The sequence below is a fragment of the Gordonia sp. NPDC003425 genome (assembly GCF_053588635.1).
On record NZ_JBSFQI010000004.1, the window covers coordinates 118,841 to 144,772 of the forward strand.

The window sequence follows — 25,932 nt, forward strand, 5'->3', positions numbered from 1 at the left end:
CGTCGCTCAGCCGATCACCCGGATCCGCTGCATCATGTCGTGATCTTCGTGATCGAGGTTGTGGCAGTGCCACACATAGCCGCGCAGCGGTTCGTCTGCGGCGTTCATCGAATGCGACATAACAGAATCCGACATGCCAGGACCCGTCTGGGCCCGCTCGGCGCCGTCGGGTACCTCGATTGCGGCGTCCGGGTCGAAGCCGAGTTCGGCCGCCGACGGCCAGTAGACGAGCAGCGAGGTGACGGTGTCCTCGGGGCAGTGCACCGTGTCCTTCAGGCCCCGCTCCCACGCACGCGGCCCCTGCACGGGACCGAAGGTGAATCCCTCCGGCGACGGACTCCACCGGATGCCCATCCGCACCGGCGGCGGGTGCGCCGCGACGTAGCGGGTCGAGTCGAGGGAGCGTCGGCCCAGCACGCGGAACCGTGCGAGGTGGATGTGCACCGGATGCTCGACCGGCAGAATGTTGACGATGTCCCAGCGCTCCACCGTGCCCGCGCGGGCCCGGTCCACATCGTCGGACATGAAGCCGAGGTTGTTGATCATCAGCATCGCGCGCACCGGAACCGGCAGCGACGCCGCGGCGTTGAGCGCCCACATCAGCGTCACCACGCGCACCCGGTCGGGACGCCGTGGCGGGGGTAGGGCCGCAGGCCGGCGGCGGCCGCCCCGCAACGTGTCGGGAATCCGTGCGGGCACACGGGCACCGCGCGCGTCGAAGCGCATGATCTCGCGCAGCGGCGGCACCATGAATCCGGTGTTGCCGATGCTGTTGCGGGCGATGTTGATCAGTTCCACCGATTCGCCGTCGGCGAGTTCACCGAAGTCGACGAGCACATCGGCGCGTTCCCCGGGCGTGAGCACCAGCGACCGCACGGGAGACGGCCGGTCGATGAGCCCCTGGTCGGAGCCGATCACCCAGAAACGCATCCGGTTGGCGAAGGCGAGTTCGTAGCTGCGCGAATTGGCACCGCACAGCAGCCGCAACCGGTACAGGCGCCGCGACACGGTGTGCCGTGGCCACGCGGTCCCGTTGACCACGGCCACATCACCCCACTGACCGCCCTGGTTCATGCCCTCGGGCAAGAACCAGAACTGGCGATACTGCAGACTGCCGTCGGTGTTGAAGGTGCGGTCGGCGATCACCAGCGGCAGCTCCTGATCGCCGCTGGGAAGACCGAGCGGATTGTCGGGGGCACCGGTGTCGAAATCGTCACGGACCAGATAGAAACCGGCGAGACCGGCGTGCACGTTGAGGCGGGTCACACCGACGGCGTGGTCGTGATACCACAGCGTCGCCGCCTCCTGCCGGTTGTGGTAGCGGTGTGTGGCCGTCCCGCCCGGACGCCAGGTGATCAGTGGATGACCGTCGGAATCGGGTGCGGTGGGGGCACCGTGCAGATGCATCGTCGTGCGCGGTTGCGTGCGGTCGCGGTCGGTGACGCCCATCATCGTCGTGTCGACGTCGCCGGCGAGAATGTGCCTGCCCAACGCGTTGACCACGGCGATGTCGGCGACCTCACCGGAGCGCGCGGTCAGCGTGGGGCCGAGGATGTGCCGATCGGCACCGGTGGCGCCGTATCCCCAGGCCCGGGTGGCGGGCAGGTCACGGTGATAGCGGTGCACCGCCTCGTGCGCCCGCAGGGTACCGCCGGCGTCACCGGTGGGCGGCACGGTGAGTGCGTCGACGTACCGGGCCAGGGGTGGTGACCGGAAATCGGCGGGGCTCGTCGTCGGCCACTGCGGTTGCGGACCGATGTTGCCCGGCAACGGCGGCAGCGGGATCGACGGCGGGTCGGCCGCGGCTCGCCCCGCCGCGAAGGTGGAACCCAGCAGCAACCCGCCCGCGATCAGCGCACGCCTGCGCGTCGTATCCCCCATACGGCCCCCCGGCTCCGTTCTCGTCGAACCGTCAGACGTCCTCGCTGGGCTGTTCGTGGGTTCCCACGATCACGGCACGCCCGATGGCGTGCGAGAACAGGTTGAAACCGAGATAGGCCGGAGTGGCGCCGTCGGGCAGTTCCAGCGACTCGACATCCACCGCGTGCACCGCGATGAAATAGCGGTGCGGACCGTGGCCGGGCGGCGGGGCGGCACCGACGAAGCGGGCCAGAGAGGCGTCGTTGGCGAGGGTGACCGCACCGGCGGGCAGCCCGCTGCCGTTCTCGTCGCCGGCACCCTCGGGCAGGCTGGTCACCGACACCGGGATGTCGGCGACGGCCCAGTGCCAGAAGCCGGAGGCCGTGGGGGCGTCGGGGTCGTACACGGTGACCGCGAAACTCTTGGTATCCGAGGGGAATCCCGACCACGACAGTTGCGGCGAGCGGTCTTCACCCCCCGCTCCCATGAGTCCACTCACCTGCGGATTACGCAGGGGCGCACCGTCGATGACGCTCTCGGAGGTCACGGTGAATCCGGGCAGCGCGGGCAGCGCCTCATAGGGATCGAACGTCGACATCAGAACACCTTTCTCGGGGGGTCGGACCAGCGGCGCCGGACTAGCAGTTCCGCAGAAAATGCTCGAATACCTTGGTGCCGAACAGAACCGCGTCCACCGGGACACGTTCGTCGACGCCGTGGAAGAGCGCGGCGAAATCCAGTTCGGGCGGCAACTGCAGCGGCGCGAATCCGAAGCAGCGGATCCCCAGTTTCGCGAACGCCTTGGCGTCGGTGCCTCCCGACATCATGTAGGGCACGGTGCGGCCCTGCGGGTCGAAGGCGAGGATCGCGTCGTTCATCGCATCCACCAGATCGCCGTCGAAGGTGGTCTCGTACGAGTCGAGGTGGGTGATCCACTCGCGCGTCACGTTGGGGCCGATCAGCTCGTCGATCTCGGCCTCGAAGGCACGCTGGCGGCCGGGCAGCACCCGGCAATCCACGACGGCCTCGGCCTTCTGCGGGATGACGTTGGCCTTGTATCCCGCCTTGAGCATGGTGGGGTTGGCGGTGTCGCGCAGCGTGGCACCGAGGATGCGGGCCAGACTGCCGAGCTTGAACAGCACGGTCTCCAGGTCGGGGGTGTCGGGACCCAGATCCCAGCCGGTCTCCTCCGACACCGCCTGCAGGAATTCGGCCACCGAGTCACTGATGACCGTCGGGAAGGTGTGCTGTCCGATGCGGGCGACAGCCGCGGCCACTTCGGTGACCGCGTTGTCCGAGTGCAGGAACGAGCCGTGCCCGGCCGTCGCGTCGGCGGTCAGTCGCATCCACGACAACCCCTTCTCGGCGGTCTCGATGAGGTAGAGGCGACGCTCGGTGCCGTCGGGCCGGTCGACGGTCAGCGAGTAGCCGCCCACCTCGCCGACGGCCTCGGTGATGCCGTCGAACAGATCCGGGCGGTGTTCCACCAGCCAGTGCGCGCCCCACGTGCCGCCGGCCTCCTCGTCGGCGAGGAAGGCGAACACGAGTTCACGCGGCGGCACGGTCCCGGTGCGTTTGAGCTGACGTGCCAGTGCGAGTGCCATACCCGCCATGTCCTTCATGTCCACCGCGCCGCGGCCCCAGATGTAGCCGTCGGAGACCGAACCGGAGAAGGGGTGCACGCTCCAGTCGGCCGGTTCGGCGGGTACGACGTCGAGGTGGGCGTGGATCAGCAATGCGCCACGGTCGGAGTCCTCGGGTCCGGCCAGCCGCGCGAAGACGTTGCCCCGGCCCGGTTGTCCCGACTCCACGTACTGGGTGGTGTAGCCGACCTCTTCGAGCATCGCCGCGACCCATTTGGCGCAATCCTCCTCGCCGCGGGTGGTCTCGAGTTCACCGGTGTTGCTGGTGTCGAACCGGATGAGTGTGCTGACGATGTCGACAACCTCGTCGACGGCGAGTGTTGTCCCGGGCTCCGATGTCACTCCCACACTCCTACGGGATTTGGGATAACGCGGCAACCTCGGTTACTGTTATCGCCGCCGGTGCGAACGCGGCACCTTCGGGTGCGGCACCGACGACTGGTCCGAGTGGCGGAATGGCAGACGCGCTAGCTTGAGGTGCTAGTGCCCTATTAACGGGCGTGGGGGTTCAAGTCCCCCCTCGGACACCAGCAGCAAGACGTCCCTGGGGATACGGCAGATCGATGCCGTGCTCATCGAACGACCTCAGGATCTCCCGCCGCAACACCCGCGCCACGGCCCACTGCGCATTGGGCCGGGTGGTGAGCGTGATTCGCAGCGTCAACAGGTCCGGCGCGATCTCCTGCACGCCGAGCATCTCCGGTTCACCGATCACGTCGACCGCCAACTGCTCGTCGGCGACGGCTTCGCGCGACGCCTCGAGCGCCACCTGTTGGGCACGGTCCACATCGGCGGTCAACGCCACCGGCACCTCGATCCGCGCCACCGCGTACTCCTGGCTCATGTTGCCCACCCGGGCGATCTCACCGTTGCGCACGTACCAGAGGGTGCCGTCGAGGTCGCGGATCGTGGTGATCCGCAGTCCCACCGATTCCACCTCGCCGCTCGCCTCACCGAGGTCCACGAAGTCACCGACCCCGTACTGGTCCTCGAGGAGCATGAAGATGCCGGTCACGAAATCGCGCACCAGGTTCTGGGCACCGAATCCGACGGCCAGCCCCACCACACCGGCGGAGGCGATGAACGGCGCGATGTTGACGCCGAGCACCGACAGCACCGCGAGCGCCGCCCAGGTGAGCAGCACGATCGACACGGTGGACTTCAGCACCGAGCCGATGGTGCGGGCCCGCTGCGCTCGGCGCCCGGCGAGACGCCTGCGGGTGGCCCGGTCGATCAGCCGGTGGAGCACGTACCGGACGAGCAGCGCCGCCAGCACGTATCCGGCGATCCGCACCGGATTCTCCACAAGCAACTCGCGATTCTTGTCAGTCCACTCGAAAGCCGTTGTGTAGGTGTGCATGTGACCGACCGTACGGATCATTCACGATCTCTCAAGTGTCCCTGCCAGAATGGGCTGGTGACCCAGCATGTGTTCTTCGACTGCGACACCGGCATCGACGATTCGATCGCATTGCTGTACCTGCTGGCCCGCACCGATGTGAACCTGGTGGGTGTGGCCAGCACTGCGGGCAACGTGCCCGTCGATGTGGTCACCGACAACAACCTCGCGTGGCTGTCGGTATGCCGGCGCCCGGAGATCCCGGTGTTCCGCGGCTCCCCAACCCCGTTGGTGGCAGAGCTGATGACCACCGAGGACACCCACGGCCCGCTCGGCATCGGATACGCGGAGCTGCCGGCCACCGATCTCACCGCCGCGGACCTCGATGCCGCGGACGCCTGGATCGACGCGGCACGCACACACGACGGCGAACTCGTGGGTCTGGTGACCGGTCCGCTCACCTCGTTGGCCACCGCCGTCCGCCGAGATCCGGCGCTGCCTGCCCGGCTGCGGCGGCTGGTGGTGATGGGCGGCGCCTTCCACGTGCACGGCAACACCACGCCCACCGCCGAATGGAACGTGGCCGTCGATCCCGAGGCGGCCGCGGAGGTGTTCGCCGCATTCGGCACCGGTGGGGCGCCGAGCCCCATCGTGTGTTCGCTGGATCTCACCGAATCGGTGGCGCTGACCCCCGACCATCTGGTGCGTCTGGCCGCGGCGGCCGGCAGCAGCCCGGTCGAGTGCCCGGATCCGTCGGATGAGATGGGCCTGCGGTCGGTCGCCGACAACGAGCTGATCCGCCACATCGTCGACGCCATGCGCTTCTACCTGGAGTTTCACCACGCCCATGACGAGGGCTACATCGCGCACCTGCACGATCCGTTCGCGGCGATGGTGGCCCTCGACCCCGCGATCGTGACCACGGCGGCCGCGCAGGTGGGTGTGGAGCTGCGCGGCGCGCTGACCCGCGGCATGACGGTGGCCGACGAGCGGGGCATGTGGGGTGGGGCGCCGAATGCGCGCATCGCCACTGCCGCCGACGTCGACGCGGTGCTCGATCACCTCGTCGAGACCCTCGCAGGTTTCGCGCGCACCGTGGATCCGCGCGCGTAGCGTGGGTCAGGTGACTCGCCTCGGCTATCAGATCCCGAACTTCACCTACCCCGACATCAAGCCCGACCACCTGTTTCCCACCATCACCGCGCAGGCGGTGGAGGCGGAGAACTCCGGATTCGACACCGTGCTGGTGATGGACCACTTCTATCAACTACCCATGCTCGGCACGCCCGACGACCCGATGATCGAGTGCTACACCCTGCTTGCGGCCCTGGCCCAGCACACCTCACGGGTGCGGCTGTCGGCGCTGGTCACCGGCAACACCTATCGCAATCCCACCCTGCTCGCCAAGATCGTCACCGCATTGGACCTGGTGTCGGAGGGGCGCGCTCAGCTCGGTATCGGCGCAGGGTGGTTCGAACTCGAACACGACTCTCTCGGTTACGAATTCGGCACCTTCACCGACCGTTTCGAAAAGCTCGAGGAGGCGTTGCAGATCATCCTGCCGATGCTGCGCGGCGAGCAGCCGTCGCTGCAGGGCAAGTGGTATCAGGTCCGTGACGCGATCAACTCCCCCGCACCGCTGGGCCGGATCCCGGTGATGATCGGCGGTGGCGGCGAGAAGAAGACGCTGCGGATGGTGGCCCGCTACGCCGACGAATCGAATCTCATCTGCGCGCCGGCCGACATCGGCCGCAAACTCGATGCGCTCGCCGCCCACTGTGAGACCTACGGACGCGACCCGGCCGAGATCACGGTCACGCTACAGACCTCCGCCTGTATCGCTCCCACCCACGATCTCGCTGTCGCCGAACTCGAGTCGTATCTCGCCCGCAATCCGGCCGCCGAGGTGCGTCGGGCCAGCACCATCGTCGGCGATCCGGCCGAGGTGGCCGAAGCCTTCGAGGCACTCAAGGTCAGCGGCATCGACGGCTTCACGGTGAACGCACCCGCCAACGGTCACATCCCGGGGCGTGTGTCGCTGCTCGGCCACACGCTGGCACGCGTGGTCGCCTGACCGCGTGCGCGCGGCGCGATCGCTGCTCGTCGACGTCTCGCCGCTACGCGAGAGTGCACCGTTCCGGCGGATCTTCGTAGCGCGCCTGATCTCGCTGGTGGGCATCGGGTTACTGCTGGTGTCGGTGCCGGTGCAGACCTACGAGCTCACCGGCTCGTCGGCCCAGGTGGGGGCGGCCACCGCGGTCACCGCCATCAGCACGTTCGTCGGCATGCTCCTCGGTGGCTCCCTCGCCGACCGCTTCGACCGCAAGAAGCTCATCCTGGTCGGGCGATCGGGTGCGGCGGTGTCGTTCATGGGGCTCGCGGCGAACGCTTTCGGCGTGGTCCCCGGGACGCCGTCGATGGCCGTGCTGTACGCGCTCGCCGGGGTCGACGGTCTCGTGGGAGCGCTGTCGACGTCGGCGTTGATGGCGGTGGTGCCCACCCTGATACCGCGTGAGCAACTCGTGGCGGTCGGCGCACTGAGCTCCATGACGGTGCGGATCGGCTCTGCGGTCTCCCCCGGCATCGCCGGCTTCGTGATCGCCGGCGCAGGCGTCGCGTGGGCGTTCGTGATCGCCGCATGCCTCGCGACACTCACCGTGCTGATTCTGTTCGGACTGCCGTCGATGCCGCCTTCCGCGCGCGAACCGGAAACGGGTTCGACTCGCCCGCAAGCAGTTTCGATCCTGAAGTTCATCCTCCACGAGCGCGCGGTGGGCGGTGTGATGATCGTCGGCGTCCTCGCGATGTTGGGCGCGGGCGTGGTCGCACTGCTACCCGCCCTGGTGGCCCAGCGTTTCGACGATGACGCGCGCGCCACGGGTCTGCTGTACGCGGCGGCCGCCGTCGGCGCGATGATCGCGGCACTGACCAGTGGATGGCTGTCGTCGGTCCGGCGGCCGGGGCGCGTGCTGGCCGTGGCGTTGATGCTGACTTTCGTGGCCCAGATAGTGTTCGGCCTGACGCCGACATTCTGGGCGGCGCTGATCGTGTTGGTGATGATCGGATCCTTCGAAGCCGTCGGGGAAGTGTTGCGATATGCCCTCATCCAGCACCACACCCCCGGCCCCCTGCTGGGCCGGGTCAATGGGATCTGGATGGCCCAAGAGGTCGCGGGTGTCGCGGTCGGCGCCCTCGTTGCCGGCGTGTTCGGCACGATCTGGGTGGCCTCGACCGCCATCGTCTACTACGGGATCGTGATGCTCGTGCTGTCGCTCGGGACAACGCTGGTGCTGCGCTCGTCGATAGGAGTCGACGAGGCGAGCCCCGAGGCCGAAAGGAATATAGGTTAGGCTAGCCTGAGCAAATGTCTCTGCTGCGCCTTTCCCGCGACCATCCTGCCTCGACCACCCCGCGCGCGCTCGTCGTCGCCGCGACGGCGCTGCTCGTCACACTCGTCGCGGCGTGCTCGACTCCCGCCGAGGACGATTCGCCTAGTTCGTCGAGTCCCTACACCGCGGTGACCATTCCACACGAATACGGCACCACGACGATCGACAAGCGCCCCACGCGCGTGGTCAGCCTGAACAGCAGTTGGACCGACACCCTCGCCGCGTTGGGTGTGCCCATCACCGCGGAGTTCAAAGAGCGGGGATATGCCGGACCGGGCAACACGTTCGCGTGGACGCCGAAGCACGACTCCGAGATCAAGGTGGTCGGTTCGATCTCCACGCTCGGCGTATCCGAGCTTGCCGCGTACAAACCCGATCTGATCCTGGCCGGCTACCTCGGCGACCGCAAGGCGTACGAACGTCTGAGCTCGGTGGCCCCGACCATTCCGGTGATGCGCACCGGCGCCACCGTCGACTCATGGGAGGACATCGCGACCACCACCGGCAAGATCTTCGAGAAGCAGTCCGCGGCAGAGAAACTCGTGGCCACCACCAATGCCGACATCGCACGGTTCAAGGCGGACCATCCCACTGCTGTGGGCAAGACGTTCACCTTCGCCCAGTTCGGGCCGACCGGCCAGATCGGCGCGATCAACTCCACGAAGGACTCCGCCGCCGGGCTTCTCGCGCAACTCGGATTCGTGCTGAATCCGGCGTTGGCCGCCGAACAGACCGGCACGGCGACTCGCGCGCTGATCTCACCCGAACGTGTCGATCTGCTCAACTCCGACCTGCTCGTCGCGTGGAGTCTCGGCACGGATTCGGTGTATCAGCGTGTTCCCGGATGGGACAACCTGAAGGCGGTGCGTGACAACACCGTGGTGTACCTGACCAACGACAACGCACCCGCGTTCGGAGTCCCCAGCGCCCCGTCGGTCACCTACGTGATCGGGCTGCTCGAGCCCGTCGCCGCGCGTCTGTAGGTCCGCGCGTTCAACCGGCGGGCCACCCAAGGCGGTTCGCCCACCGTAGTGCGTCGGTCTCCGCCCATGCCCCCAGGCCGTGACCGGTGGGTGCCGTCCGGAAATCGATGTCGGCCCCGTTGGCGCGCGCCTCGGTCACGAAGCGTGCGGTCAGCGGCGCGAACGCCACCGGATCGAGGACTCCCTGCTGAATCAGCAACGGCGACCGGTAGCCCGTCGTGGGCACGTCGGTGACGGCCCGCAGCGCCGGGATGAGCGGTCCGTCGGCGAGCGGCCGCGCGATGAGTTGCCCCACCGTCATCCCTGCGGTGGCACGCCCCTGATCGGGATAACACCGGGTCGACGCCTCGGCGATCACCCTGCGCCCCACCGGCGTCAGGTAGGAGTCGATGTCCATGTCGGGTCGTGCGGCCGCGAGCCCGGCAAGCACATACGAGAAGTAGGTGACGTAGTCGGGCACCGCGATCGGTGGGAATCCCGGCCGCAGGGCCCCGAAGTAGTCGGCGATCCCGATGGGCGGTGAATTGGCGACCCCGCCGACCTGGGTCAGTTCCGGTGTGTACGACGGGGCGATGTTGGACGCCCACAGCGAGGCGTGCCCGCCCTGAGAGCCGCCGTCGGTGACGAATGCGGTCGAGGTGCGTCCCGCGCGTTGCGCCACCACCGTCCGGGCGGCGCGCACCGAGTCGAGGACATTCTTGCCGGCCACCGCGCCGTCGAGGTAGGCATGCGCGCCCGGCCCGCCGACGCCCGCGTATTCGGTCGCGGTCACGACGTAGCCGTCCTTCAGCCACGGCCCGAGCCAATCGTCGTAGCGCCCTTGATGTCCCATCCGGTGCGTGACGGCGCATCCGTCGCCGAGCCCTGCCGTGCCGTGGGCGTATCCGAGCACGCGCCACCCTCCGGGCCGTGGCGGTGCCGAGGGGATCATCACGGTGCCCCGCACCGGCATGAGCGTGCCGTCGGCGCCTTCCGACAGGTATGTCATCGAGATCACGCGGGCGGCGCCGGCGACCTTCGCGTCGGCGCGGTCGGTGATGTCGGTGGTGGCCACCACGTCTCCCGCGCCGCGGTGCGGGGTGGGAGACGTGGTCGCGACGGGGGCCGCTCCGACGGCGCCGGCGGTGATGAGTCCAACGGTGATGAGGCACAGGGTGAGCGCCGCGATGAGCACCCCCCTGAATGTCTGTCGCGAAGTCATGCGACGGCCACCTCCACTCGCTTGTCCTCGGCGAAGCACATCGACCGCAGCACGTTGTGGTAGGCGGTGAAGCCGAAGTTCAGCGGCGCGTAGAACAATCCGAAAGGGCGGGGGACGAGGTTGGCGATGCCGGGCAGCGCCAACGGGAGCGCGTTCGCGTAGATCACCTGGGTGACATAGATGCTGAAATACATCGTGTAGTAGGCCGCAGTCATTGACTTCGTGACCGGTAGATCCCAGAGCGACACCTGTTCCCCCATGTTCTTGCCGTGGTTGATGTTGTGGATCAATCCGATGACGATGTCGAGCGGTGCGCCGCCTGTTCCGATCCCGAAGGTGTTGTCCCCGATGGTGATCGGGATGTCGGGTGCCACGTAGCCGCCAAGCAGCGAGATGATTCCCTCGATCTGGTTGTAGTCCGCGGGATCGGCGGGAATCAGGTTCACCGGCACCCGAGTGGCACGCATCCGGTGTTCGACGTCCTTCGCGACGGCCTCGATCATGGTGCGGGTTGCCGGGTCGGTGTTCGTGTCGGTCAGGTACGTCGCCACGCGGCGGACGATCCGCGACATGGGCTGATCGCCGATGGGTGCGCAGCCCTTCTGGTCGGCCAGATCGACCTGACCCGCGATGTCGTCGACGAATGCCGGCACGGCACCGGAGAACCGCAGATCCTTGACCGGTTGACCGGCGCGGTCGCGCTCGGTCTTCGTCATGGAGACAAGGCACGAGTTCACCAGGGCGTTGGAGATGAACTGGTAGAGATAACGTGCACCGTAGATGCCGAGGTAGAAGGGCAGCGTGACCAGGAAACGCACGGTGATCGGCCCCCAGACGGGAGCGATGTTCGGCACCGCGCTCAACACCACGGTGAGCGGAATGATCACGGTGGCGTAGATCAGCAACCAGGCCGTCTCCACGGCCTGGGCAAGGGTGAGGTTCTCCATCGTAATCGCCTGGAACTGCTTGCCATGCCGCACGTTCAGCAGTTGCGAGACCACGTACAGCGAAATCGGATCACGGTAGCGGGTGATCGGATCGCCGCGCTGCGCACCGAGTTGGCCGGGATGATCGGACACCAGCATGTTCGAGACGCGCACTCGGTCCATGTCGCGGTGCGCCTGCGCCTTGATCCTGTCCTTGTCCCGCCGCACCTGCGGCGGCAGGCGGGGAACGAAGGAATCGAAGACGGCGTCGTAGATCTTTCCCAGCGTCGCGAAATCCGATCCGACACACCGGGCGTCGGTGGCCGTGCCGGGATGCGTCGTGCTCGGGGAGGCCCCGGCGGGCGCGACAAGCGGACCATGACTCTCGACGTACCCGACCGTGAGAACCGCCGCGAGCACGATGATGGTCAGACGGCGAAACATGCGCGAGAACCCCCAACCCGATTACTTAGGTGATCCTAAGCAAAGTATCAGGTGGGTTCTCGCCCCGGCCGCGGCGGGCGGCATCAGCCCGGTCGAGTGCCCGGGTCCGCGTGCGTAGCGTTGGTCAAGCGCACCGCGGCAGAAGAACTCGTGCCAAAGGCAGGAAGATGAGCATTTTCCGATTGTGTCGGCCGTTGCTGGGCGCCGCCGCTCTGGCCCTCGCCGGTGTCCTCGGGTTGCGCGTCGGGGTGACCAGTCCGTGCTACTTCATCCGGAAACTCACCGACTCCGACGGCGGCACGTTGCCGTCCGGTGACATCACCAAGGTCACCGGTTTCATCCAGCAGAACTGGGACCGGTGAACACGCGGGAGAACCCGCGGACCCGCTGTCATGCCCCAGGTGTCGGAGACACCGGTCATCGACACCTGGTCGGAGACACCGGTCATCGACCCTGGTCGAAGACCTCGACGATCCGTTGCGCGCCGAGTGCGGGCGTCAACCGCTCGTCGGCCACCTGTGCTTCGATCTCGTCTCGCTCCGCCTTGACCGCCGCCGAGTCAGCGAGCCGCGACAACACGGTCTCGCGGGCCATCTCCCACATCCAGTCGATCTGCTGACGGTTGCGTCGGGCCGCGAATTCGCCTGCCGCCACCAGGGTTTCGTGATGACGCTGCACGGCGTCCCAGTACTCGGCGACTCCGGTGTGTTCGATGGCGCTCATCGTCAGCACCGGCGGAAACCACAGCGCGTCATGCGGATAGATCAGCTTGAGCGCGTTCTTCAGTTCGCGGGCAGCCGATTTCGCCTCGGTGAGGTGTTTCCCGTCGGCCTTGTTCACCACGATCACGTCGGCGAGCTCGAGCACGCCCTTCTTGATGCCCTGCAGCGAATCCCCGGTCCGCGCGAGCGTGAGGAAGGTGAAGGTGTCCACCATGTTGGCCACCGTCACCTCGGACTGGCCCACGCCGACCGTCTCCACGAGCACCACGTCGAATCCGGCCGCCTCCACCAGCACGATCGACTCGCGAGTCGCCTTGGCCACCCCGCCGAGGGTGCCCGACGTCGGCGAGGGACGCACGTAGGCGTCGGGATGCACCGACAACCGTCCCATGCGTGTCTTGTCGCCGAGGATCGATCCCCCGGTGCGCGTCGACGACGGATCCACGGCCAGCACCGCCACCCGGTGGCCCTGCGCGATGAGGTCCATGCCGAGCGCCTCGATCGTGGTGGATTTGCCCACGCCGGGCACCCCGGTGATGCCGACCCGGAACGAGTTCCCCGCGTGGGGGGTGAGCCGCAGCAGCAGCTCCTGTGCGGCGTGCCGATGATCGGGTCGGGTCGATTCGACCAGGGTGATCGCGCGCGCGAGATCGGCACGTCGGCCGGCGAGCACCGACTCGGTGAGAGCATCGACATCGATGCGACGCGCTCCCATCAGCCGGCCGCCACCCCCGGAAGCTCGAGGTCGAGGCTGTCGGCGAGTTTGGTCACCAATTCGACCGCGGAATCGGCGATGACGGTGCCGGGCGGGAAGATCGCCGCCGCACCCGCGTCGTAGAGCTCCTGGAAGTCGCCCGGCGGGATGACCCCGCCGACCACGATCATGATGTCGTCGCGACCCACGTCGGCCAGCGCCTGACGCAGCGCAGGCACGAGGGTGAGGTGCCCTGCTGCCAGCGACGACACGCCGACGACGTGCACATCGTTGTCGGCGGCCTGCGCGGCCACCTCCTCCGGCGTCTGGAACAGGGGGCCCACGTCGACGTCGAAGCCGAGGTCGGCGAACGCGGTCGCGATCACCTTCTGGCCGCGGTCGTGACCGTCCTGCCCCATCTTCGCGATGAGGACGCGGGGCCTGCGACCCTCGGCCTCGGCGAACTGCCGCACGATCTCCATCGCCGCGTCGATGTTGCTCACGTCGCCGGCCTCATGTCGGTACACCCCGCTGATGGTCTTGATCTCCGCCTGATGGCGACCATAGACCTTTTCCAGCGCGGCGGAGATCTCGCCGACCGTCGCCTGGCGGCGCGCCGCCTCGATCGCGAGCGCCATCAGGTTGTTCTCCATGCCACCGTCGGTCGATGCGGCAGCCCGGGTCAGGTCGGCGAGTGCGGCGTCGACGGCGGACTGGTCGCGGCCGGCGCGCAGCCGTTGCAGTTTCTCCAACTGCTCGGCGCGCACCTTGGAGTTCTCCACCTTGAGCACCTCGATGTGCTCGTCCTCGTCCACCCGGTACTTGTTCACCCCGATCACCGGCTGCTGGCCGGAGTCGATCCGCGCCTGGGTGCGGGCGGCCGCCTCCTCGATGCGCAGTTTGGGCAGGCCCTCGTTGATCGCCTGCGCCATGCCGCCGGTCTCCTCGACCTCGGCGATGTGGGCGCGGGCCTTGTCGGCGAGCTGCGCGGTGAGCCACTCGACGTAGTTCGAGCCCGCCCACGGGTCGATGGGTCGCGTGGTTCCCGACTCCTGCTGCAGCAGCAGCTGGGTGTTGCGGGCGATGCGCGCCGAGAAGTCGGTGGGCAGTGCCAGCGCCTCGTCGAGAGCGTTGGTGTGCAGCGACTGGGTGTGTCCCTGCGTGGCCGCCATCGCCTCCACGCAGGTGCGCGCCACGTTGTTGAACACGTCCTGCGCGGTCAGCGACCATCCCGACGTCTGCGAATGTGTGCGCAGCGAGCGGGATTTCGGGTTCTTCGGATCGAACTGCGCGACGAGTTCGCTCCACAGCAGCCGCGCCGCACGCAGCTTGGCCACCTCCATGAAAAAGTTCATCCCGATGCCCCAGAAGAACGACAACCGGGGTGCGAACTTGTCGATGTCGAGGCCTGCGTCGAGGCCGGCGCGGATGTACTCCACGCCGTCGGCCAACGTGTACGCAAGCTCAAGGTCCGCGGTGGCCCCGGCCTCCTGGATGTGGTATCCGGAGATCGAGATGGAGTTGAAGCGCGGCATCTTCTGGCTGGTGAATTCAAAGATGTTGGAGATGATCCGCATCGACGGCTTCGGCGGGTAGATGTAGGTGTTGCGGACCATGAACTCTTTGAGGATGTCGTTCTGGATGGTCCCGGCGAGCTTCTCCGGCGGCACACCCTGCTCCTCGGCGGCCACCACGTACAGCGCCAGGATGGGCAGCACCGCACCGTTCATGGTCATCGACACCGACACCGAACCCAGGTCGATGCCGTCGAAGAGCTGACGCATGTCGAGGATGGAGTCGATGGCCACACCGGCCATGCCGACGTCGCCGGCCACGCGCGGATGGTCGGAGTCGTAGCCGCGGTGGGTGGCGAGGTCGAAGGCCACCGACAGGCCCTTCTGGCCTGCGGCGAGGTTACGCCGGTAGAAGGCGTTGGATTCGGCGGCGGTGGAGAATCCGGCGTACTGCCGGATCGTCCACGGCTGGTTGACGTACATCGTCGGATACGGCCCACGCAGGAACGGCGGCTCACCGGGAATGGTGTCGAGCGGATAGGGGTGCTCGCCGCCGCGGCTCACCGCGTCGCGGTCGGCCCTGGTGTAGAGAGGTTTGACGTCGATCTGTTCCGGCGTGCTCCAGATCTCGTCGGCCGGGGTGTCGGGGGTCGGGGTGTCGGGCGTCGGGGTGTGGGAGGCGGTCGCCGCCGGCTCCACGGCGTCGAGGTCGACGTCGACGAAGCTGGCGATCGTGGCCCGGTTCTGCGTATCGGTCATGCCGTCCCTCCCGTGGTGGCCGTCACCGAGGTGAGCGTGTCGAACAGATCGGTGAGCACAGCGATGGCATCGATACCGATGCGTAGCGACCCGTCGGGCCGATCCCCGCTGGGCCATTCTCGGTCGGGTCCGGCGAACAGTATGCGGCCGGCTCCGGCGGCGCGGGCGGCGGCCAACGCTGCCTGCCCGTCCTCGGCGTAGCGAGGCTTGCTGCCGCAGATCACGGCAACGTCGGCCTGCGCAGCCACCGAGGCGATGTCGTCGGGGGCGAGTGGTCCCGGGTTGATGACCGAGATACCGCCCGCGGCAAGAAGATTGGTGACGAACGTGGTGCGGGCATTGTGTTCGGCGACGCTACCCAACGGCAACAGCAGCACCGTGGGACGGCGTCCGGTGGCGGCGAGAACCGCGTCCGAACGGTCTCGCAGTTCCTCGAATGCGCGGCCCACCCGCGCCAGCCGCGGCGTGCCCGCCACCACGTCGGTCGTCGCTGCCACCGCGGCGCCGAGTGGTTTCTCGTCGAGGTTGGGAAATTCACTGACACCGGTGACCGGACTGCGCCGGTGTGCCACCTCGATGTCGCGGGTGGCCAACGACGTTCCCACACGGTCGGTGATCCAGCCGGAGTCGAGTGCCGAACGGTAGCCACCGAGTCCTTCGATGTCGGTGAACACCGCCCAGGCATTGGCGGCCAGATCGTCGGTGAGGCTCTCCACGAACCAGGAGCCGCCCGCGGGGTCGAGCACACGCCCCACATTCGATTCCTCGAGCAGCAGCAACTGCGTGTTGCGCGCGATCCGGCGGGAGAACCGCGCGCCGGAGGTGCGCATGTCGGCGGGAATCGCGGCATCGAAGCCGAGCACGGTCACCTGGTCGGCTCCACCGACACCCGCGCCGAATGCGGCGACGGTGCTGCGCAGCATATTCACCCACGGATCGCGCTGGGTGTACATCGACAGGTCGGTGACCGCATGGGTGATCGCAGCTCCCGCGTCGCGAGCGCCGACCACGTCCGCGACCCGCCCCCACATCTTGCGCAGCGCACGGAGTTTGGCGATCGTGGCGAACTGGTCGTCGTCGACGGACACGGCGAACGAGATCTGCGCGAGCGCTTGTGCCGGGGTGAGACCGGCGGCGGTGAGGTCGCGCAGATGGGTGAGCGCGGCAGCGACGATGAGCGCAAGTTCGAGGCCGTTGTCGGCGCCGGCGGTGGCGAAATCGGCGCCGTCGACCCGGAATCCGCGGATACCCGCACGATCGCCGCCGCCCGCCGCGACGAGCGCGGTGGCCTCGTCGGGGTCGACGGTGGGCCGACCGGAGAACGCCGCGGTCAGCGGCGAGAGGCCCAGGGAGTCGGTGGTGGCGACGGTGGGGGGCGCCGGTTGCGGCGCCGTGTCGGCGGCCGCGCGGACCGCCGCGAAGGCGCTGGCAGCGGTGATGCCGTCGGCGCCGGCGTCGAGGGTGACCGGGATGAGGTCGAGGTACACCCCGTCGAGCACCGCGACGAGGTTGTCGACGGTGATGGCCCCGCCCACCGACAGCCACAGGCCGCTGGCGCCGTTGCCCATGGCGTCGAGGATGTCGGCGTTGATCTGCTCGGCAGAGGCTCCCGGATCGTCTCCGAAGCGTTCGGTGACCCGCCATCCCATGGTGACGTCGCGGGCGGCGTCGGCACCCCGCACGTAGGGAAACCCTCCGGGCAGCCCGGGTTCGGGGCGCTCGTCGCGGCGCGTGTAGAGCGGGCGGATGACGAGACCGTCGGCGGTGTCGGTGGACAGCATCGCCTCGGGCGTGTCGGGCAGGTCGTCGACCTCCACGCGGCGCGATTTGGCCAGCACCTTCGCCGCGGCCGTCGACCAGGAGCGGTAGGCCTCCTCGAGGGCTGCATCCGATTCGGATCGGTCCGGTTCATCACTCATGTGGTCTGGACTCATGTGGTCTGGCGCACCTCCGTGATGCTCTTGTCGAGCGCGTTACCGACATTAGCCGATCGGTCGCTCGGTTCGTTCGCCGAGTCCCACCGCGGCCGGCGTTATGCTCGACTCCGTGAACGCTGAGGTGACGGACCCGATGTCGAGCGGTGTCGACGTGGTGACCGCACCCTCACTCCGTGGTGGTCGGCGCGACAAGATCCGTAATGCGCTCATCGGCTTCGCGGCGATTTGCGCTCTCCTCGTGCTTTCGTACCTCGTGCCCATTCCGTCGGTGGCCAGCGTCCGGGACTGGGGAGAGCAGCTCGGGCCGGCATTCGTCTGGACGTTCTTTCTCGCCTACGTGGTGGTGACGATCTTTCCCATCCCGCGCACGGTGTTCACGGTGATGTCGGGTGTGCTCTTCGGTCCGGTGGTGGGCCTCGCCGGCGCCATGTGCGCGGCCACCACCGCCGCGATCTGCGCCTTCCTGCTCGCGCGCTGGGCGGGCCGCGAGAGGGTGGCCCCGCACCTGAAACGACCCGTGGTGATGGCGGTGGATTCACGGTTGCGCAGTCGCGGCTGGCTGGCCATCGGATCGTTGCGGTTGATTCCGATCTGCCCGTTCTGGCTGGTGAACTGGTGCGCCGGCGTGTCGTCGGTGCGGCTGCTGCCGTTCGTGGTGGCATCGGTGATCGGAATGGCACCCGGCACGATCGCCGTCGTGTTGCTCGGTGACGCGATGACCGGCCAGACCAACCCCATGCTGCTCCTGCTGAGCGCGTCGTTCTTCGCCGTTGGCGTCGTCGGTCTGCTCTTCGACGCGCGGATGCCGGTTTCCTCATGCGAATCACACCTATCCGAGGGCAATCTCCCAGACTGAACGCGGATCGTTTTCCCAGTGGGTGATCAGACACAGTCAGGGGTGTCGCTGATCTCGGGGTATGTGCCGCTGGTCGTCGAGGTGGCGGCTGTTGTCGCACTCGTCGTGGTGGTGGCGCGTCGCTCGGGTCGGTGGTGGGCGCTCTGGGTGCCTCTCGCTGCCGCGTTCGGCACGTCGTGCGTCGTGGTGACCCACCTGTACTGGACCTCGCCGGGTGTCGCCGGCGACCCGGCACCTGCCCGGTTCTGGTGGTGGGTCGGGGCGAGCGGATTCGCGATCGCCGTCGCGATCCTCGGTGTCGCGCACACCCGGTGGTGGCGTCGCACTGCCTCGGCGGCCGCGGTGGTACTCACTTCCCTGGCCGCGGCGCTCACCCTCAACCAGTGGATCGGCTACTTCCCCACCGTCGACGAGGCCTGGGATCAGCTCAGCGGCGGGTCGGTGGCGCACAGCGTCGACCTTGCCGCGCTGACCTCTGCCCGCAACTCGTACCGGGCCGACGGCTCGGTGGTGCCGATCGACGCCGGGTCGGCCACGAGCGGTTTCGTGCACCGCACCGAGTACGCGTACCTGCCGCCGGCCTGGTTCCGCGGACGGATACCGCCACGCCTGCCCGCGGTGATGATGATCGGCGGTGAATTCAACACGCCCGCCGATTGGATCCGGATCGGCGATGCGGTGTCCGACGCGGACAGCTACGCGCACCGCCACGACGGGATGTCACCCATCCTCGTCTTCCCGGATGTGAGCGGCAGTTTCGGCAACGACACCGAATGCGTCGACGGTCCGCGTGGACGGGTGGCCACTCACCTCGTCGACGAGGTGCGGCCGTATGTGATCCGCCATTTCGCCGCCGATCCCGCAGGCGCCGGCTGGGGCGTGGTCGGCTTTTCGATGGGCGGGACCTGTGCGGTGGATCTGGTGACCGAACATCCCGAGCTGTTCTCGACCTTCGAGGACATCGCCGGCGATGTGGCACCCAACGCCGGTGACCGCGCGCAGACGATCGACGCCCTGTTCGGCGGTGACACCGACGCCTACGACGACTTCAACCCGATGACGGTGATGGGCCGCCACGGCCGCTACACCGGTGCCGGCGGATGGTTCGACGAGGCCATCGCCGCCCGCTCCCGGTCCGGCGGTGCCGATCTCGGGCATGCTCCCGAACTCGCGGCGGCACGCGAATTGTGTGCCGAGGGACGAGCAGTGGACATCGACTGCTCGATCCACCTCGCGCATGGTGGTCATACATGGCAGTTCGCCGAGCGGGCGTTCCACCGCGGGTTCGGCCCGCTCGCACGCAGGCTCGGGCTACCGGCTGCCGAACGGTCTTCTACGCCGATCCCGGCGTGAGCACTACTCCGGCTGCTGCGGAAGCACCGACCGGGCCGGACGGGGGGCCTGGATCTCCGGTGCCACCGGCGTGCGGGCCACCGCCTCGGCTTCGGCGACGGCCTGCGCCACCTTGGGGTCTGATGCGAGCGAGAACCAGTCGTCGGTCTCCGACTCGTCGACCTGCGGCACCTCGTCGCTCGCCGGTGGCTCGTAGCGGAACACGCCGTCGTCGCCCTGCGCGCCGAAGGATTTCGCGAATCCCTGCAGTGCAGAACCGAAATCGGACGGCACCACCCACACCTTGCTGGCCTCGCCCTTGGCCATCTCCGGCAAGGTCTGCAGGTATTGGTAGGCCAGGAGTTCCGGTGTGGGTTTGGACGCCTTGACCGCGGCGAACGTCTTCTCGATCGCCTTCGCCTCGCCTTGGGCCTTCAGGTAGAGCGCCGCCCGGTCGCCCTGGGCGCGCAGGATCCTCGACTGCCGGTCGGCCTCGGCCGCCAGGATCGCCGCCTGCTTGGCACCCTCGGCGGCGAGGATCTGACTCTGTTTGTTGCCCTCGGCCGTTTTGATCGCCGACTCGCGCTGACCCTCGGCGGCCAGAATGGTCGCCCGCTTCTCGCGGTCGGCCTTCATCTGCTTCTCCATCGATTCCTGGATCGACGGAGGCGGCATGATCGATTTCAGTTCCACCCGCGCCACCCGCAGGCCCCACCGACCGGTGGCCTCGTCGAGGACGCCGCGCAGCTGCCCGTTGATGGAGTCGCGCGAGGTGAGGGTCTCCTCCAGCGTCATCCCGCCCACCACGTTGCGCAATGTGGTGATGGTGAGCTGCTCCACGCCGGCGATGTAGTCGTCGATCTCGTACACCGCCGACCGCGGATTGGTCACCTGGAAATACACCACGGTGTCGATCGAGAGCGTCAGATTGTCCTCGGTGATCACCGGCTGCGGCGGAAACGACACGACGCGCTCACGAATGTCCACGCGCGCACGGATGCGGTCGATGAAGGGCAGCAGCAATGTCAACTGACCCGACACCGTGCGGGTGTAGCGACCCAGACGCTCGATGACCGCCGCCTCCGCCTGTGGGATGAGGGCCACCGATTTGGCCAGCACCACCACCACGAGCAGGACCAGCAGCACCACGATCCCGAGTCCGACGTATTCCATCCCGGCTCACCCTCTCCACACGACGGCGGTAGCGCCGTCGATCTCGACAACTGTCACGTGAGCGCCGGCCTCGATGACCTCTCCCGCGTTCATCGTCCGCGCCGACCAGATGTCGCCGCCGATCTTCACCCGGCCGTCGTGCTCATCGACCTGTTCGGTGACCACCGCGGTACGGCCCTCGAGCGCCTCGGTGTTGGTCAGCACCTTGGGGCGACTGAGCATGTGCCGCTTGGCCACCGGGCGCACCCCGGCCACCAGCAGCACCGACACCACCGCGAACACCAGTCCGTCCACCCACACCGGGGTGTCGAAGAAGTAGTCGACCCCGGCGGCCGACAATGCACCGCCGGCGAGCATGAGCAGCACGAGGTCGCCACTGAACATCTCGGCGATCAGCAGCACGACCACGGCGGCAAGCCACAGCAGGGCGCTCATGAATCCAGTCTGCCAGATCTCCCGGATCGTCCGGTGGCCGAATGCGCCGCTCGGCGATGGTCAGGCGTCGGATTCCGCCGCGGTGACGAAATCGATCAGTTCCTCCACCGACCGCAGAAGCGGTACCTCGAGGTCACGAAAACCCGACACCCCCGACAACACCCGGCGCCACCCGTCTTGCGGTGTGCCCCAACGCAATCGGCGGCACACTCCGGTCTTCCAGTCCTCGCCGCGCGGCACGTCGGGCCAGGCCTCGATCCGCACCGATGCGGGTTTGACCGCCTGCCAGACATCGATGTATGGGTGGCCGCACACCAGCACGTGCTCCCCGACCGATGCGGTCAGCCGTTCCTCCTTGGAACCGGCGACGAGGTGATCGACGAGCACGCCCACCCGCCGGTGCGGGGCGGGATCGAAGTCGGCCAGCGCGGCCGCGAGATTGTCGAGACCGTCGAGGCTTTCCACCACGACGCCCTCCGCGCGCAGGTCCGCGCCCCACACCCGCTCCAGCAGGGTGGCGTCGTGCACACCCTCCACGAAAATCCGGCTCGCCCTGGCCTGCCGTGCCCGCTGCCGGGGCGCCGCGCGTGAACCCGACGCGGTGCGCACCGGGGCCTGTGGACCACGTACCCGTGGCTTCACCAGCGTGACCGGGGCGCCGTCGACGAAGAAGGCGGCGGGCAGCATCAGGAACACACGCGTGGTGCCGTGCCGGTCCTCGAGCCGCACGAGATCACCGGAGTAGCTCTTCTCCAATCCGACCACGGCACCACAGAAACCGGTTGCCGCGTCCTCGACCACGAGATCGTGCTCGGCCGCCACCTCCGGTACCCGCGGCGCGGTGCGGCGAGGTCTGGCGAGCACGTCGGGTCCGTATCGATCGTCTGTCACGTCGCACACGCTATGCGCCGCATCCGCACGACCGGGGCAGCCACGCCGTGCCGATCGTCGGCGGCCGACGCGCGCGCCGGTCGGTCGGTATCGTGGTCGATCGTGACCAGTACCGACCGCACCGTGAGCCGCGCCTGGCCGGCGTGTGCGCTGGGTGGCTGGTCGGCGGCCTGGGTGGCTGGCCGGTGTTCTCCCGACGACGTCGCCGACACGCTCGCGATGTTCGGCTCCCGGCATGTGGTCGACGATCGTCGAGACGGCCGATCTGACAGTTCGGTGGGTGTGTTGGGTCTGCTCTCCCTGCTCCGGGGCGCCCGGTACATGTCGGTGCGGCTGCCCGCCCCCGGCGATCCGCACGGCCTCCCACCGGGCCCGGCGACGCAGGCGGCCTATGGTGCCGGCGAGGTGCTCCTCGTCGACGGCCCCGGCTTGTCCATTCCGACGTCCGGGGCAGCGACCGGACCCGTGGCGGTGATTCCCGAACCCGACGGTGACGGGTGCCGGTGGATCGTGCACCGCTACCCCGCGCCGCTGCCCGTCGATCCGGTGCCGAGTGTCGGCGAGATCGAACATCAACTCCGACAATCGGTTTCCGAGGCGACCGCGCTGATCGGCAGCCTGGGGACGCTGCGGGTCAGTGGACCGTCTGATCTGCGCGGCACGCTGCGCACACTGACGCTGCGACATCAGGTGGAGTTGCCCCCGCACGACGACGCGCGGGCCACCCGCATCATCGACAGCGCCGCGCAGGTGGAGGCGATCGTGACGATGGCCGATTCCGGCGGCGTCAGTTTCGGATCCACGTCCGGTCAACTGCACGCCGGTGACGGCGAATTGCGGCGACTGGTCGGGTTGGCGCACACCGCTCGCGCCGCGGCGGTCAACCGCGTGATTGCCGAGCACCTCCCGGTCGAACGTTAGCGCTCCAGAATCCCAGCGCTCCAGAATCCCAGTGCCCCAGAACACCAGCGCCCCAGAACATTAGCGCCCCCGGAATGGATCACTGCGCGGGTCGGCCGGGCCGGGCCGGTGGTACGCAGCATCGTTCGCGACACAAGGCACCGTTGTCGCCGCATCCCATCGCGGTGATGTCCCCGCCCCCGTCGGCGTACCGATCGATGAGGTCGGCGATCATCTCGATGAAGCCGGGGTCGGTGCCCACGGTGTCGGCCCGGACATAGTCCATTCCTCGCCGTTGCGCGGTCTCGGCGGCCTCGTGGTCGAGATCCCAGATCACCTCGAGATGGTCGGACACGAAACCGACGGGGCTCACCACCACTTGCCGCACACCAGCGTCGGCGATGTCGTCGAGATGATCACAGATGTCGGGTTCCAGCCAGGGCACCTGCGGTGGGCCCGACCGCGACTGCCACACCTGGTCGAACGAGTCGGCCCCGTCGGCGGCGGCCGACGCCGCGGCATACACCTGCCGCGAATAGAGGTGACCGCCGTAGCACTCCACCTGCTCCCCGGTTTCCGGATTGCCGGTCGGTTCACTGCCCGCACCGGCCGGCCCGGACGCCGCATCCGCGGCCGCGGGCACCGAGTGCGCCGTGAACACAAGCCGCGGAACGGGATTGGCACCGGGCAACGTCGCGACGGCGCGGCGCAACGCGGCGCGCCCCGCCGCCACGAAGCCGGGCTCGGCCCAGTATTGCGGCAACTTGCGCAACAGCATCGGGTTGTCGGCGCTCGCCGGAACACGTTCGGCCAGCGCATCGAGCGCCCGCGCGATGTCCTCGTGATACTGCCGGCACCCCGAGTACCCGCCCCAGGCCGACGTGGGGAACACCAGGATTCGTCGATGACCGTCGGCGTACATCTGTGCCACGGTGTCCTCGACCAGCGGATGCCAGTTGCGGTTGCCGAAATACACCGGCAGGGTGCGCCCGCGCTGCGCCAGCACCGCACGCAGCGCGTCGATCATGTCGAGATTGAGCTTGTTGATCGGCGACACGCCGCCGAAATGCAGGTAGTGCGCTGCCACTCCCTCGAGTCGCTCGCGGGGGACGCCGCGGCCGCGGGTCACGTTCTCCAGGAACGGCATCACCTCGTCGGGACCGTTGGGTCCGCCGAAAGACAGGAACAGCACCGCGTCGAATGCGGCGCTGTGCCCGTCTCCCCCGGTGTGCGTCACGTTCACTGCGCGGGGATGAAGTCCTCGGGGAACCAGGTGTTGTGGCTGGCGCCACCGTCGACGTACACGATCGACCCCGTGGTGCCGGGCAGGAAATCGGAAAGCAAAGCGCAGACGCTGGTGCCGACCACCGACGGGTCGTCGACGTTCCAGCCGATCGGCGACGCGCCATCCCAGTAGTCGTTGAGCATGGTGAGCTTCTTCGCGTCATCGGTTGCGGTGCCCGAGATCGCCTTGGCCGCAAGCGTCTTGATGGGTCCGGCGGCGACCAGGTTGGAGCGGATGCGCTTGGCGTAGCCCACCTCGCGCGCCACGTAACGGTTGACCGATTCCAGCGCCGCCTTGGCCACGCCCATCCAGTTGTAGTCGGGCATGGCGGTACGCGGGTCGAAATCCATTCCGACGATGGAGCCGCCCTCGTTCATCACCGGCAGTGCGGCGCGCGCCAGTGAGGCGTAACTCCAGGCGGAGATCTCGAACGCCTTGGCCACGTCGGGTCCGGGACCGTCGAGGAAGGGCACCGCGTCCGGTCCCATCAGCGTCTTGGGAGCGAAGGCGATGGAGTGCACCAGCCCGTCGATGCCCTGCGGCGCCAGCTCGCGCACCTTGTCGGCCAATCCCGCGAGGCTCTCTTCGTCGGTGACGTCGAGCGGGATGGCGGGGGGCACGTCCTGCGGGAGCCGTTTGGCGATGCGGTCGATGAGCCGCAACCGCTCCGGGATGCCGGTGATGATCACCGTCGCGCCCTGTTCCTGGGCCACCTTGGCGGTGGAGAAGGCGATCGAGGCATCGGTGATGATGCCGGTGATGAGAACGGTTTTGCCGTCCAGGATTCCGCTCAACGTGTGCTCCTTGCGCGATGTGACGTGCGGACAGATGTCGGGGATCGGATGCGTGCGGGTGGCTAGTGGCCCATGCCCATGCCGCCGTCGACGGGCAGCACGGCGCCGGTGATGTAGTCGGCCTGATCGGATGCCAGGAAGCTGATGGCGGCGGCCACCTGTTCGGGTTTCCCGGTCCGTCCCAGCGGAATGGCCTGCTTGGCCATCTCGATGTAGCGGTCCTCCATCTCGGCGGTCATGTCGGTGTCGATGAAGCCGGGCGCCACCACGTTCGCGGTGATGTTGCGCGAGCCCACCTCACGCGCGATCGACCGCGCCATGCCGATCAGTCCGGCCTTGGACGCGGCATAGTTGACCTGTCCGGGCACCCCCGACATGGCCACCACCGAACCGAGGAAGATCATGCGGCCCCATTTGGCGCGCTGCATGCCCTTGGTCGCGCGCTTGGCACACCGGAACGCGCCCGTCAGGTTGGCGTCGACGACCCGTTCAAAGGACTCGTCACTCATCCGCATGAGGAGCATGTTCTCGGTGGTGCCCGCATTGGCGACGAGAACCTCCACCGGACCCTGATGCGCGGCAACCTCTTCGAAGGCGCGATCCACCGACTCCGAGTCGGTGACGTCGCATTTCACGCCGAACAATCCCTCGGGGGCGCCGGATCCGCGGTGCGTGACGGCCACCTTGTGCCCGTCGTCGGCCAGTCGGCGGGCCACGGCGAGCCCGATTCCGCGATTGCCTCCGGTCACCAGGACCGATCGTGACACCTGAGTGCTGTCGTTGGTCTCAGCCATGTGTTCAAACCTATCGTTCGTGGTGGGATGCGCGGGAGCAGGGTTGGCGGTCCCGCGCGCC

General features: G+C 68.1%; 23 protein-coding genes and 1 tRNA gene. 9 read left to right on the forward strand and 15 right to left on the reverse strand.

Annotated features, from left to right (window positions below; all coding sequences use genetic code 11):
- Positions 1-6: 6 nt before the first annotated feature.
- From ACWDTD_RS06870 to ACWDTD_RS06880, 3 genes are read right to left on the reverse strand one after another with little or no spacing between them, the layout of a single operon-like run.
- The gene (locus ACWDTD_RS06870) at positions 7-1,881 is read right to left on the reverse strand and encodes a multicopper oxidase family protein (protein WP_449746337.1); all 1,875 of its coding nucleotides are present in this window, start codon (positions 1,879-1,881) and stop codon (positions 7-9) included.
- Between the two features lie 31 nt (positions 1,882-1,912).
- Positions 1,913-2,458 (reverse strand): YbhB/YbcL family Raf kinase inhibitor-like protein, encoded by a 546-nt coding sequence (locus ACWDTD_RS06875; RefSeq protein WP_449746338.1) that lies wholly within the window; start codon positions 2,456-2,458, stop codon positions 1,913-1,915.
- Between the two features lie 40 nt (positions 2,459-2,498).
- Positions 2,499-3,845 carry a M20/M25/M40 family metallo-hydrolase gene (locus tag ACWDTD_RS06880; protein WP_449746339.1) on the reverse strand — a complete coding sequence of 449 codons (1,347 nt, stop codon included), beginning with the start codon at positions 3,843-3,845 and terminating at the stop codon, positions 2,499-2,501.
- Between the two features lie 99 nt (positions 3,846-3,944).
- Between ACWDTD_RS06880 and ACWDTD_RS06885 the strand changes: the two genes are divergently transcribed.
- Positions 3,945-4,033 (forward strand) — tRNA-Leu (locus tag ACWDTD_RS06885).
- On the opposite strand, the gene ACWDTD_RS06890 is transcribed toward ACWDTD_RS06885, so the two are convergent.
- On the reverse strand, positions 4,012-4,863 hold the full coding sequence (locus ACWDTD_RS06890; RefSeq protein WP_449746340.1) for a mechanosensitive ion channel family protein: 852 nt from the start codon (positions 4,861-4,863) through the stop codon (positions 4,012-4,014). The two genes, ACWDTD_RS06885 and ACWDTD_RS06890, sit on opposite strands and share 22 nt — an antisense overlap.
- Positions 4,864-4,920: 57 nt before the next feature.
- On the opposite strand from ACWDTD_RS06890, the gene ACWDTD_RS06895 reads away from it, so the two are divergent.
- Genes ACWDTD_RS06895 through ACWDTD_RS06910 form a run of 4 tightly spaced genes read left to right on the forward strand, consistent with a single transcriptional unit; the run spans position 4,921 to position 9,214 of the window.
- Positions 4,921-5,955, forward strand: a complete 1,035-nt coding sequence (locus tag ACWDTD_RS06895) for a nucleoside hydrolase (protein ID WP_449746341.1) — start codon at positions 4,921-4,923, stop codon at positions 5,953-5,955.
- A gap of 10 nt (positions 5,956-5,965) precedes the next feature.
- The gene (locus tag ACWDTD_RS06900; protein ID WP_449746342.1) at positions 5,966-6,916 is read left to right on the forward strand and encodes an LLM class F420-dependent oxidoreductase; all 951 of its coding nucleotides are present in this window, start codon (positions 5,966-5,968) and stop codon (positions 6,914-6,916) included.
- A 4-nt stretch (positions 6,917-6,920) separates the two neighbouring features.
- Positions 6,921-8,192, forward strand: coding sequence for an enterobactin transporter EntS (gene entS / locus ACWDTD_RS06905; protein ID WP_449746343.1), 1,272 nt, complete (start codon positions 6,921-6,923; stop codon positions 8,190-8,192).
- A 14-nt stretch (positions 8,193-8,206) separates the two neighbouring features.
- Complete coding sequence (locus tag ACWDTD_RS06910) at positions 8,207-9,214, forward strand: ABC transporter substrate-binding protein (RefSeq protein ID WP_449746344.1); 1,008 nt, start codon at positions 8,207-8,209, stop codon at positions 9,212-9,214.
- Positions 9,215-9,224: 10 nt separating this feature from the next.
- Here ACWDTD_RS06910 and ACWDTD_RS06915 read toward each other — a convergent pair whose 3' ends face one another.
- Both ACWDTD_RS06915 and ACWDTD_RS06920 read right to left on the reverse strand, forming a co-directional pair.
- Entirely contained in the window at positions 9,225-10,415 is a 1,191-nt protein-coding gene (locus ACWDTD_RS06915) for a lipase family protein (RefSeq protein WP_449746345.1), read from the reverse strand.
- A complete protein-coding gene (locus tag ACWDTD_RS06920) occupies positions 10,412-11,785 on the reverse strand; it encodes a hypothetical protein (protein ID WP_449746346.1) in 1,374 nt (457 codons plus the stop codon). The genes ACWDTD_RS06915 and ACWDTD_RS06920 overlap by 4 nt, the downstream gene beginning before the upstream one ends.
- A 167-nt stretch (positions 11,786-11,952) precedes the next feature.
- On the opposite strand from ACWDTD_RS06920, the gene ACWDTD_RS06925 reads away from it, so the two are divergent.
- Positions 11,953-12,147 carry a hypothetical protein gene (locus tag ACWDTD_RS06925; RefSeq protein WP_449746347.1) on the forward strand — a complete coding sequence of 65 codons (195 nt, stop codon included), beginning with the start codon at positions 11,953-11,955 and terminating at the stop codon, positions 12,145-12,147.
- Positions 12,148-12,229: 82 nt separating this feature from the next.
- Here the strand turns inward: ACWDTD_RS06925 and meaB are convergent, their stop codons facing one another.
- From meaB to ACWDTD_RS06940, 3 genes are read right to left on the reverse strand one after another with little or no spacing between them, the layout of a single operon-like run.
- Positions 12,230-13,222, reverse strand: a complete 993-nt coding sequence (gene meaB, locus ACWDTD_RS06930) for a methylmalonyl Co-A mutase-associated GTPase MeaB (RefSeq protein ID WP_449746348.1) — start codon at positions 13,220-13,222, stop codon at positions 12,230-12,232.
- The gene (scpA, locus tag ACWDTD_RS06935; RefSeq protein WP_449746349.1) at positions 13,222-15,474 is read right to left on the reverse strand and encodes a methylmalonyl-CoA mutase; all 2,253 of its coding nucleotides are present in this window, start codon (positions 15,472-15,474) and stop codon (positions 13,222-13,224) included. Before scpA ends, meaB begins: the two co-directional genes overlap by 1 nt.
- Positions 15,471-17,393, reverse strand: a complete 1,923-nt coding sequence (locus ACWDTD_RS06940) for a methylmalonyl-CoA mutase family protein (protein WP_449746350.1) — start codon at positions 17,391-17,393, stop codon at positions 15,471-15,473. Before ACWDTD_RS06940 ends, scpA begins: the two co-directional genes overlap by 4 nt.
- A gap of 151 nt (positions 17,394-17,544) precedes the next feature.
- Here ACWDTD_RS06940 and ACWDTD_RS06945 point away from each other — a divergent pair, with 151 nt between their 5' ends.
- Positions 17,545-18,267 (forward strand): TVP38/TMEM64 family protein, encoded by a 723-nt coding sequence (locus tag ACWDTD_RS06945; RefSeq protein ID WP_449746509.1) that lies wholly within the window; start codon positions 17,545-17,547, stop codon positions 18,265-18,267.
- An 18-nt stretch (positions 18,268-18,285) separates the two neighbouring features.
- Positions 18,286-19,620, forward strand: coding sequence for an alpha/beta hydrolase-fold protein (locus ACWDTD_RS06950; RefSeq protein ID WP_449746351.1), 1,335 nt, complete (start codon positions 18,286-18,288; stop codon positions 19,618-19,620).
- Positions 19,621-19,623: 3 nt separating this feature from the next.
- Here the strand turns inward: ACWDTD_RS06950 and ACWDTD_RS06955 are convergent, their stop codons facing one another.
- From ACWDTD_RS06955 to ACWDTD_RS06965, 3 genes are read right to left on the reverse strand one after another with little or no spacing between them, the layout of a single operon-like run.
- Positions 19,624-20,772: an SPFH domain-containing protein gene (locus tag ACWDTD_RS06955; protein ID WP_449746352.1), complete on the reverse strand. Its 1,149-nt coding sequence runs from the start codon at positions 20,770-20,772 to the stop codon at positions 19,624-19,626.
- Between the two features lie 6 nt (positions 20,773-20,778).
- Positions 20,779-21,207, reverse strand: coding sequence for an NfeD family protein (locus ACWDTD_RS06960; RefSeq protein ID WP_449746353.1), 429 nt, complete (start codon positions 21,205-21,207; stop codon positions 20,779-20,781).
- Positions 21,208-21,267: 60 nt separating this feature from the next.
- A complete protein-coding gene (locus ACWDTD_RS06965; RefSeq protein WP_449746354.1) occupies positions 21,268-22,098 on the reverse strand; it encodes a DUF3097 domain-containing protein in 831 nt (276 codons plus the stop codon).
- Positions 22,099-22,200: 102 nt separating this feature from the next.
- Between ACWDTD_RS06965 and ACWDTD_RS06970 the strand changes: the two genes are divergently transcribed.
- Positions 22,201-23,019 carry a hypothetical protein gene (locus ACWDTD_RS06970; protein ID WP_449746355.1) on the forward strand — a complete coding sequence of 273 codons (819 nt, stop codon included), beginning with the start codon at positions 22,201-22,203 and terminating at the stop codon, positions 23,017-23,019.
- 79 nt (positions 23,020-23,098) lie between these two features.
- On the opposite strand, the gene ACWDTD_RS06975 is transcribed toward ACWDTD_RS06970, so the two are convergent.
- From ACWDTD_RS06975 to fabG1, 3 genes are all read right to left on the reverse strand, one after another.
- Complete coding sequence (locus tag ACWDTD_RS06975) at positions 23,099-24,235, reverse strand: ferrochelatase (protein WP_449746356.1); 1,137 nt, start codon at positions 24,233-24,235, stop codon at positions 23,099-23,101.
- Positions 24,236-24,237: 2 nt separating this feature from the next.
- Positions 24,238-25,077: an NADH-dependent enoyl-ACP reductase InhA gene (gene inhA, locus ACWDTD_RS06980; protein WP_449746357.1), complete on the reverse strand. Its 840-nt coding sequence runs from the start codon at positions 25,075-25,077 to the stop codon at positions 24,238-24,240.
- Positions 25,078-25,139: 62 nt separating this feature from the next.
- A complete protein-coding gene (gene fabG1 / locus ACWDTD_RS06985; RefSeq protein ID WP_449746358.1) occupies positions 25,140-25,871 on the reverse strand; it encodes a 3-oxoacyl-ACP reductase FabG1 in 732 nt (243 codons plus the stop codon).
- Positions 25,872-25,932: the final 61 nt, after the last annotated feature.

What these genes read in the sequence shown, in the direction of transcription:
- ACWDTD_RS06890 (WP_449746340.1), bottom strand. Translation starts at nt 4,863, where the DNA reads ATGCACACCTACACAACGGCTTTCGAGTGGACTGACAAGAATCGCGAG.
- ACWDTD_RS06945 (WP_449746509.1), top strand. Translation starts at nt 17,545, where the DNA reads ATGTCGAGCGGTGTCGACGTGGTGACCGCACCCTCACTCCGTGGTGGT.
- ACWDTD_RS06875 (WP_449746338.1), bottom strand. Translation starts at nt 2,458, where the DNA reads ATGTCGACGTTCGATCCCTATGAGGCGCTGCCCGCGCTGCCCGGATTC.
- ACWDTD_RS06915 (WP_449746345.1), bottom strand. Translation starts at nt 10,415, where the DNA reads ATGACTTCGCGACAGACATTCAGGGGGGTGCTCATCGCGGCGCTCACC.
- meaB (WP_449746348.1), bottom strand. Translation starts at nt 13,222, where the DNA reads ATGGGAGCGCGTCGCATCGATGTCGATGCTCTCACCGAGTCGGTGCTC.
- ACWDTD_RS06925 (WP_449746347.1), top strand. Translation starts at nt 11,953, where the DNA reads ATGAGCATTTTCCGATTGTGTCGGCCGTTGCTGGGCGCCGCCGCTCTG.
- ACWDTD_RS06940 (WP_449746350.1), bottom strand. Translation starts at nt 17,393, where the DNA reads ATGAGTGATGAACCGGACCGATCCGAATCGGATGCAGCCCTCGAGGAG.
- ACWDTD_RS06960 (WP_449746353.1), bottom strand. Translation starts at nt 21,207, where the DNA reads ATGAGCGCCCTGCTGTGGCTTGCCGCCGTGGTCGTGCTGCTGATCGCC.
- ACWDTD_RS06870 (WP_449746337.1), bottom strand. Translation starts at nt 1,881, where the DNA reads ATGGGGGATACGACGCGCAGGCGTGCGCTGATCGCGGGCGGGTTGCTG.
- scpA (WP_449746349.1), bottom strand. Translation starts at nt 15,474, where the DNA reads ATGACCGATACGCAGAACCGGGCCACGATCGCCAGCTTCGTCGACGTC.
- ACWDTD_RS06955 (WP_449746352.1), bottom strand. Translation starts at nt 20,772, where the DNA reads ATGGAATACGTCGGACTCGGGATCGTGGTGCTGCTGGTCCTGCTCGTG.
- ACWDTD_RS06920 (WP_449746346.1), bottom strand. Translation starts at nt 11,785, where the DNA reads ATGTTTCGCCGTCTGACCATCATCGTGCTCGCGGCGGTTCTCACGGTC.
- fabG1 (WP_449746358.1), bottom strand. Translation starts at nt 25,871, where the DNA reads ATGGCTGAGACCAACGACAGCACTCAGGTGTCACGATCGGTCCTGGTG.
- ACWDTD_RS06910 (WP_449746344.1), top strand. Translation starts at nt 8,207, where the DNA reads ATGTCTCTGCTGCGCCTTTCCCGCGACCATCCTGCCTCGACCACCCCG.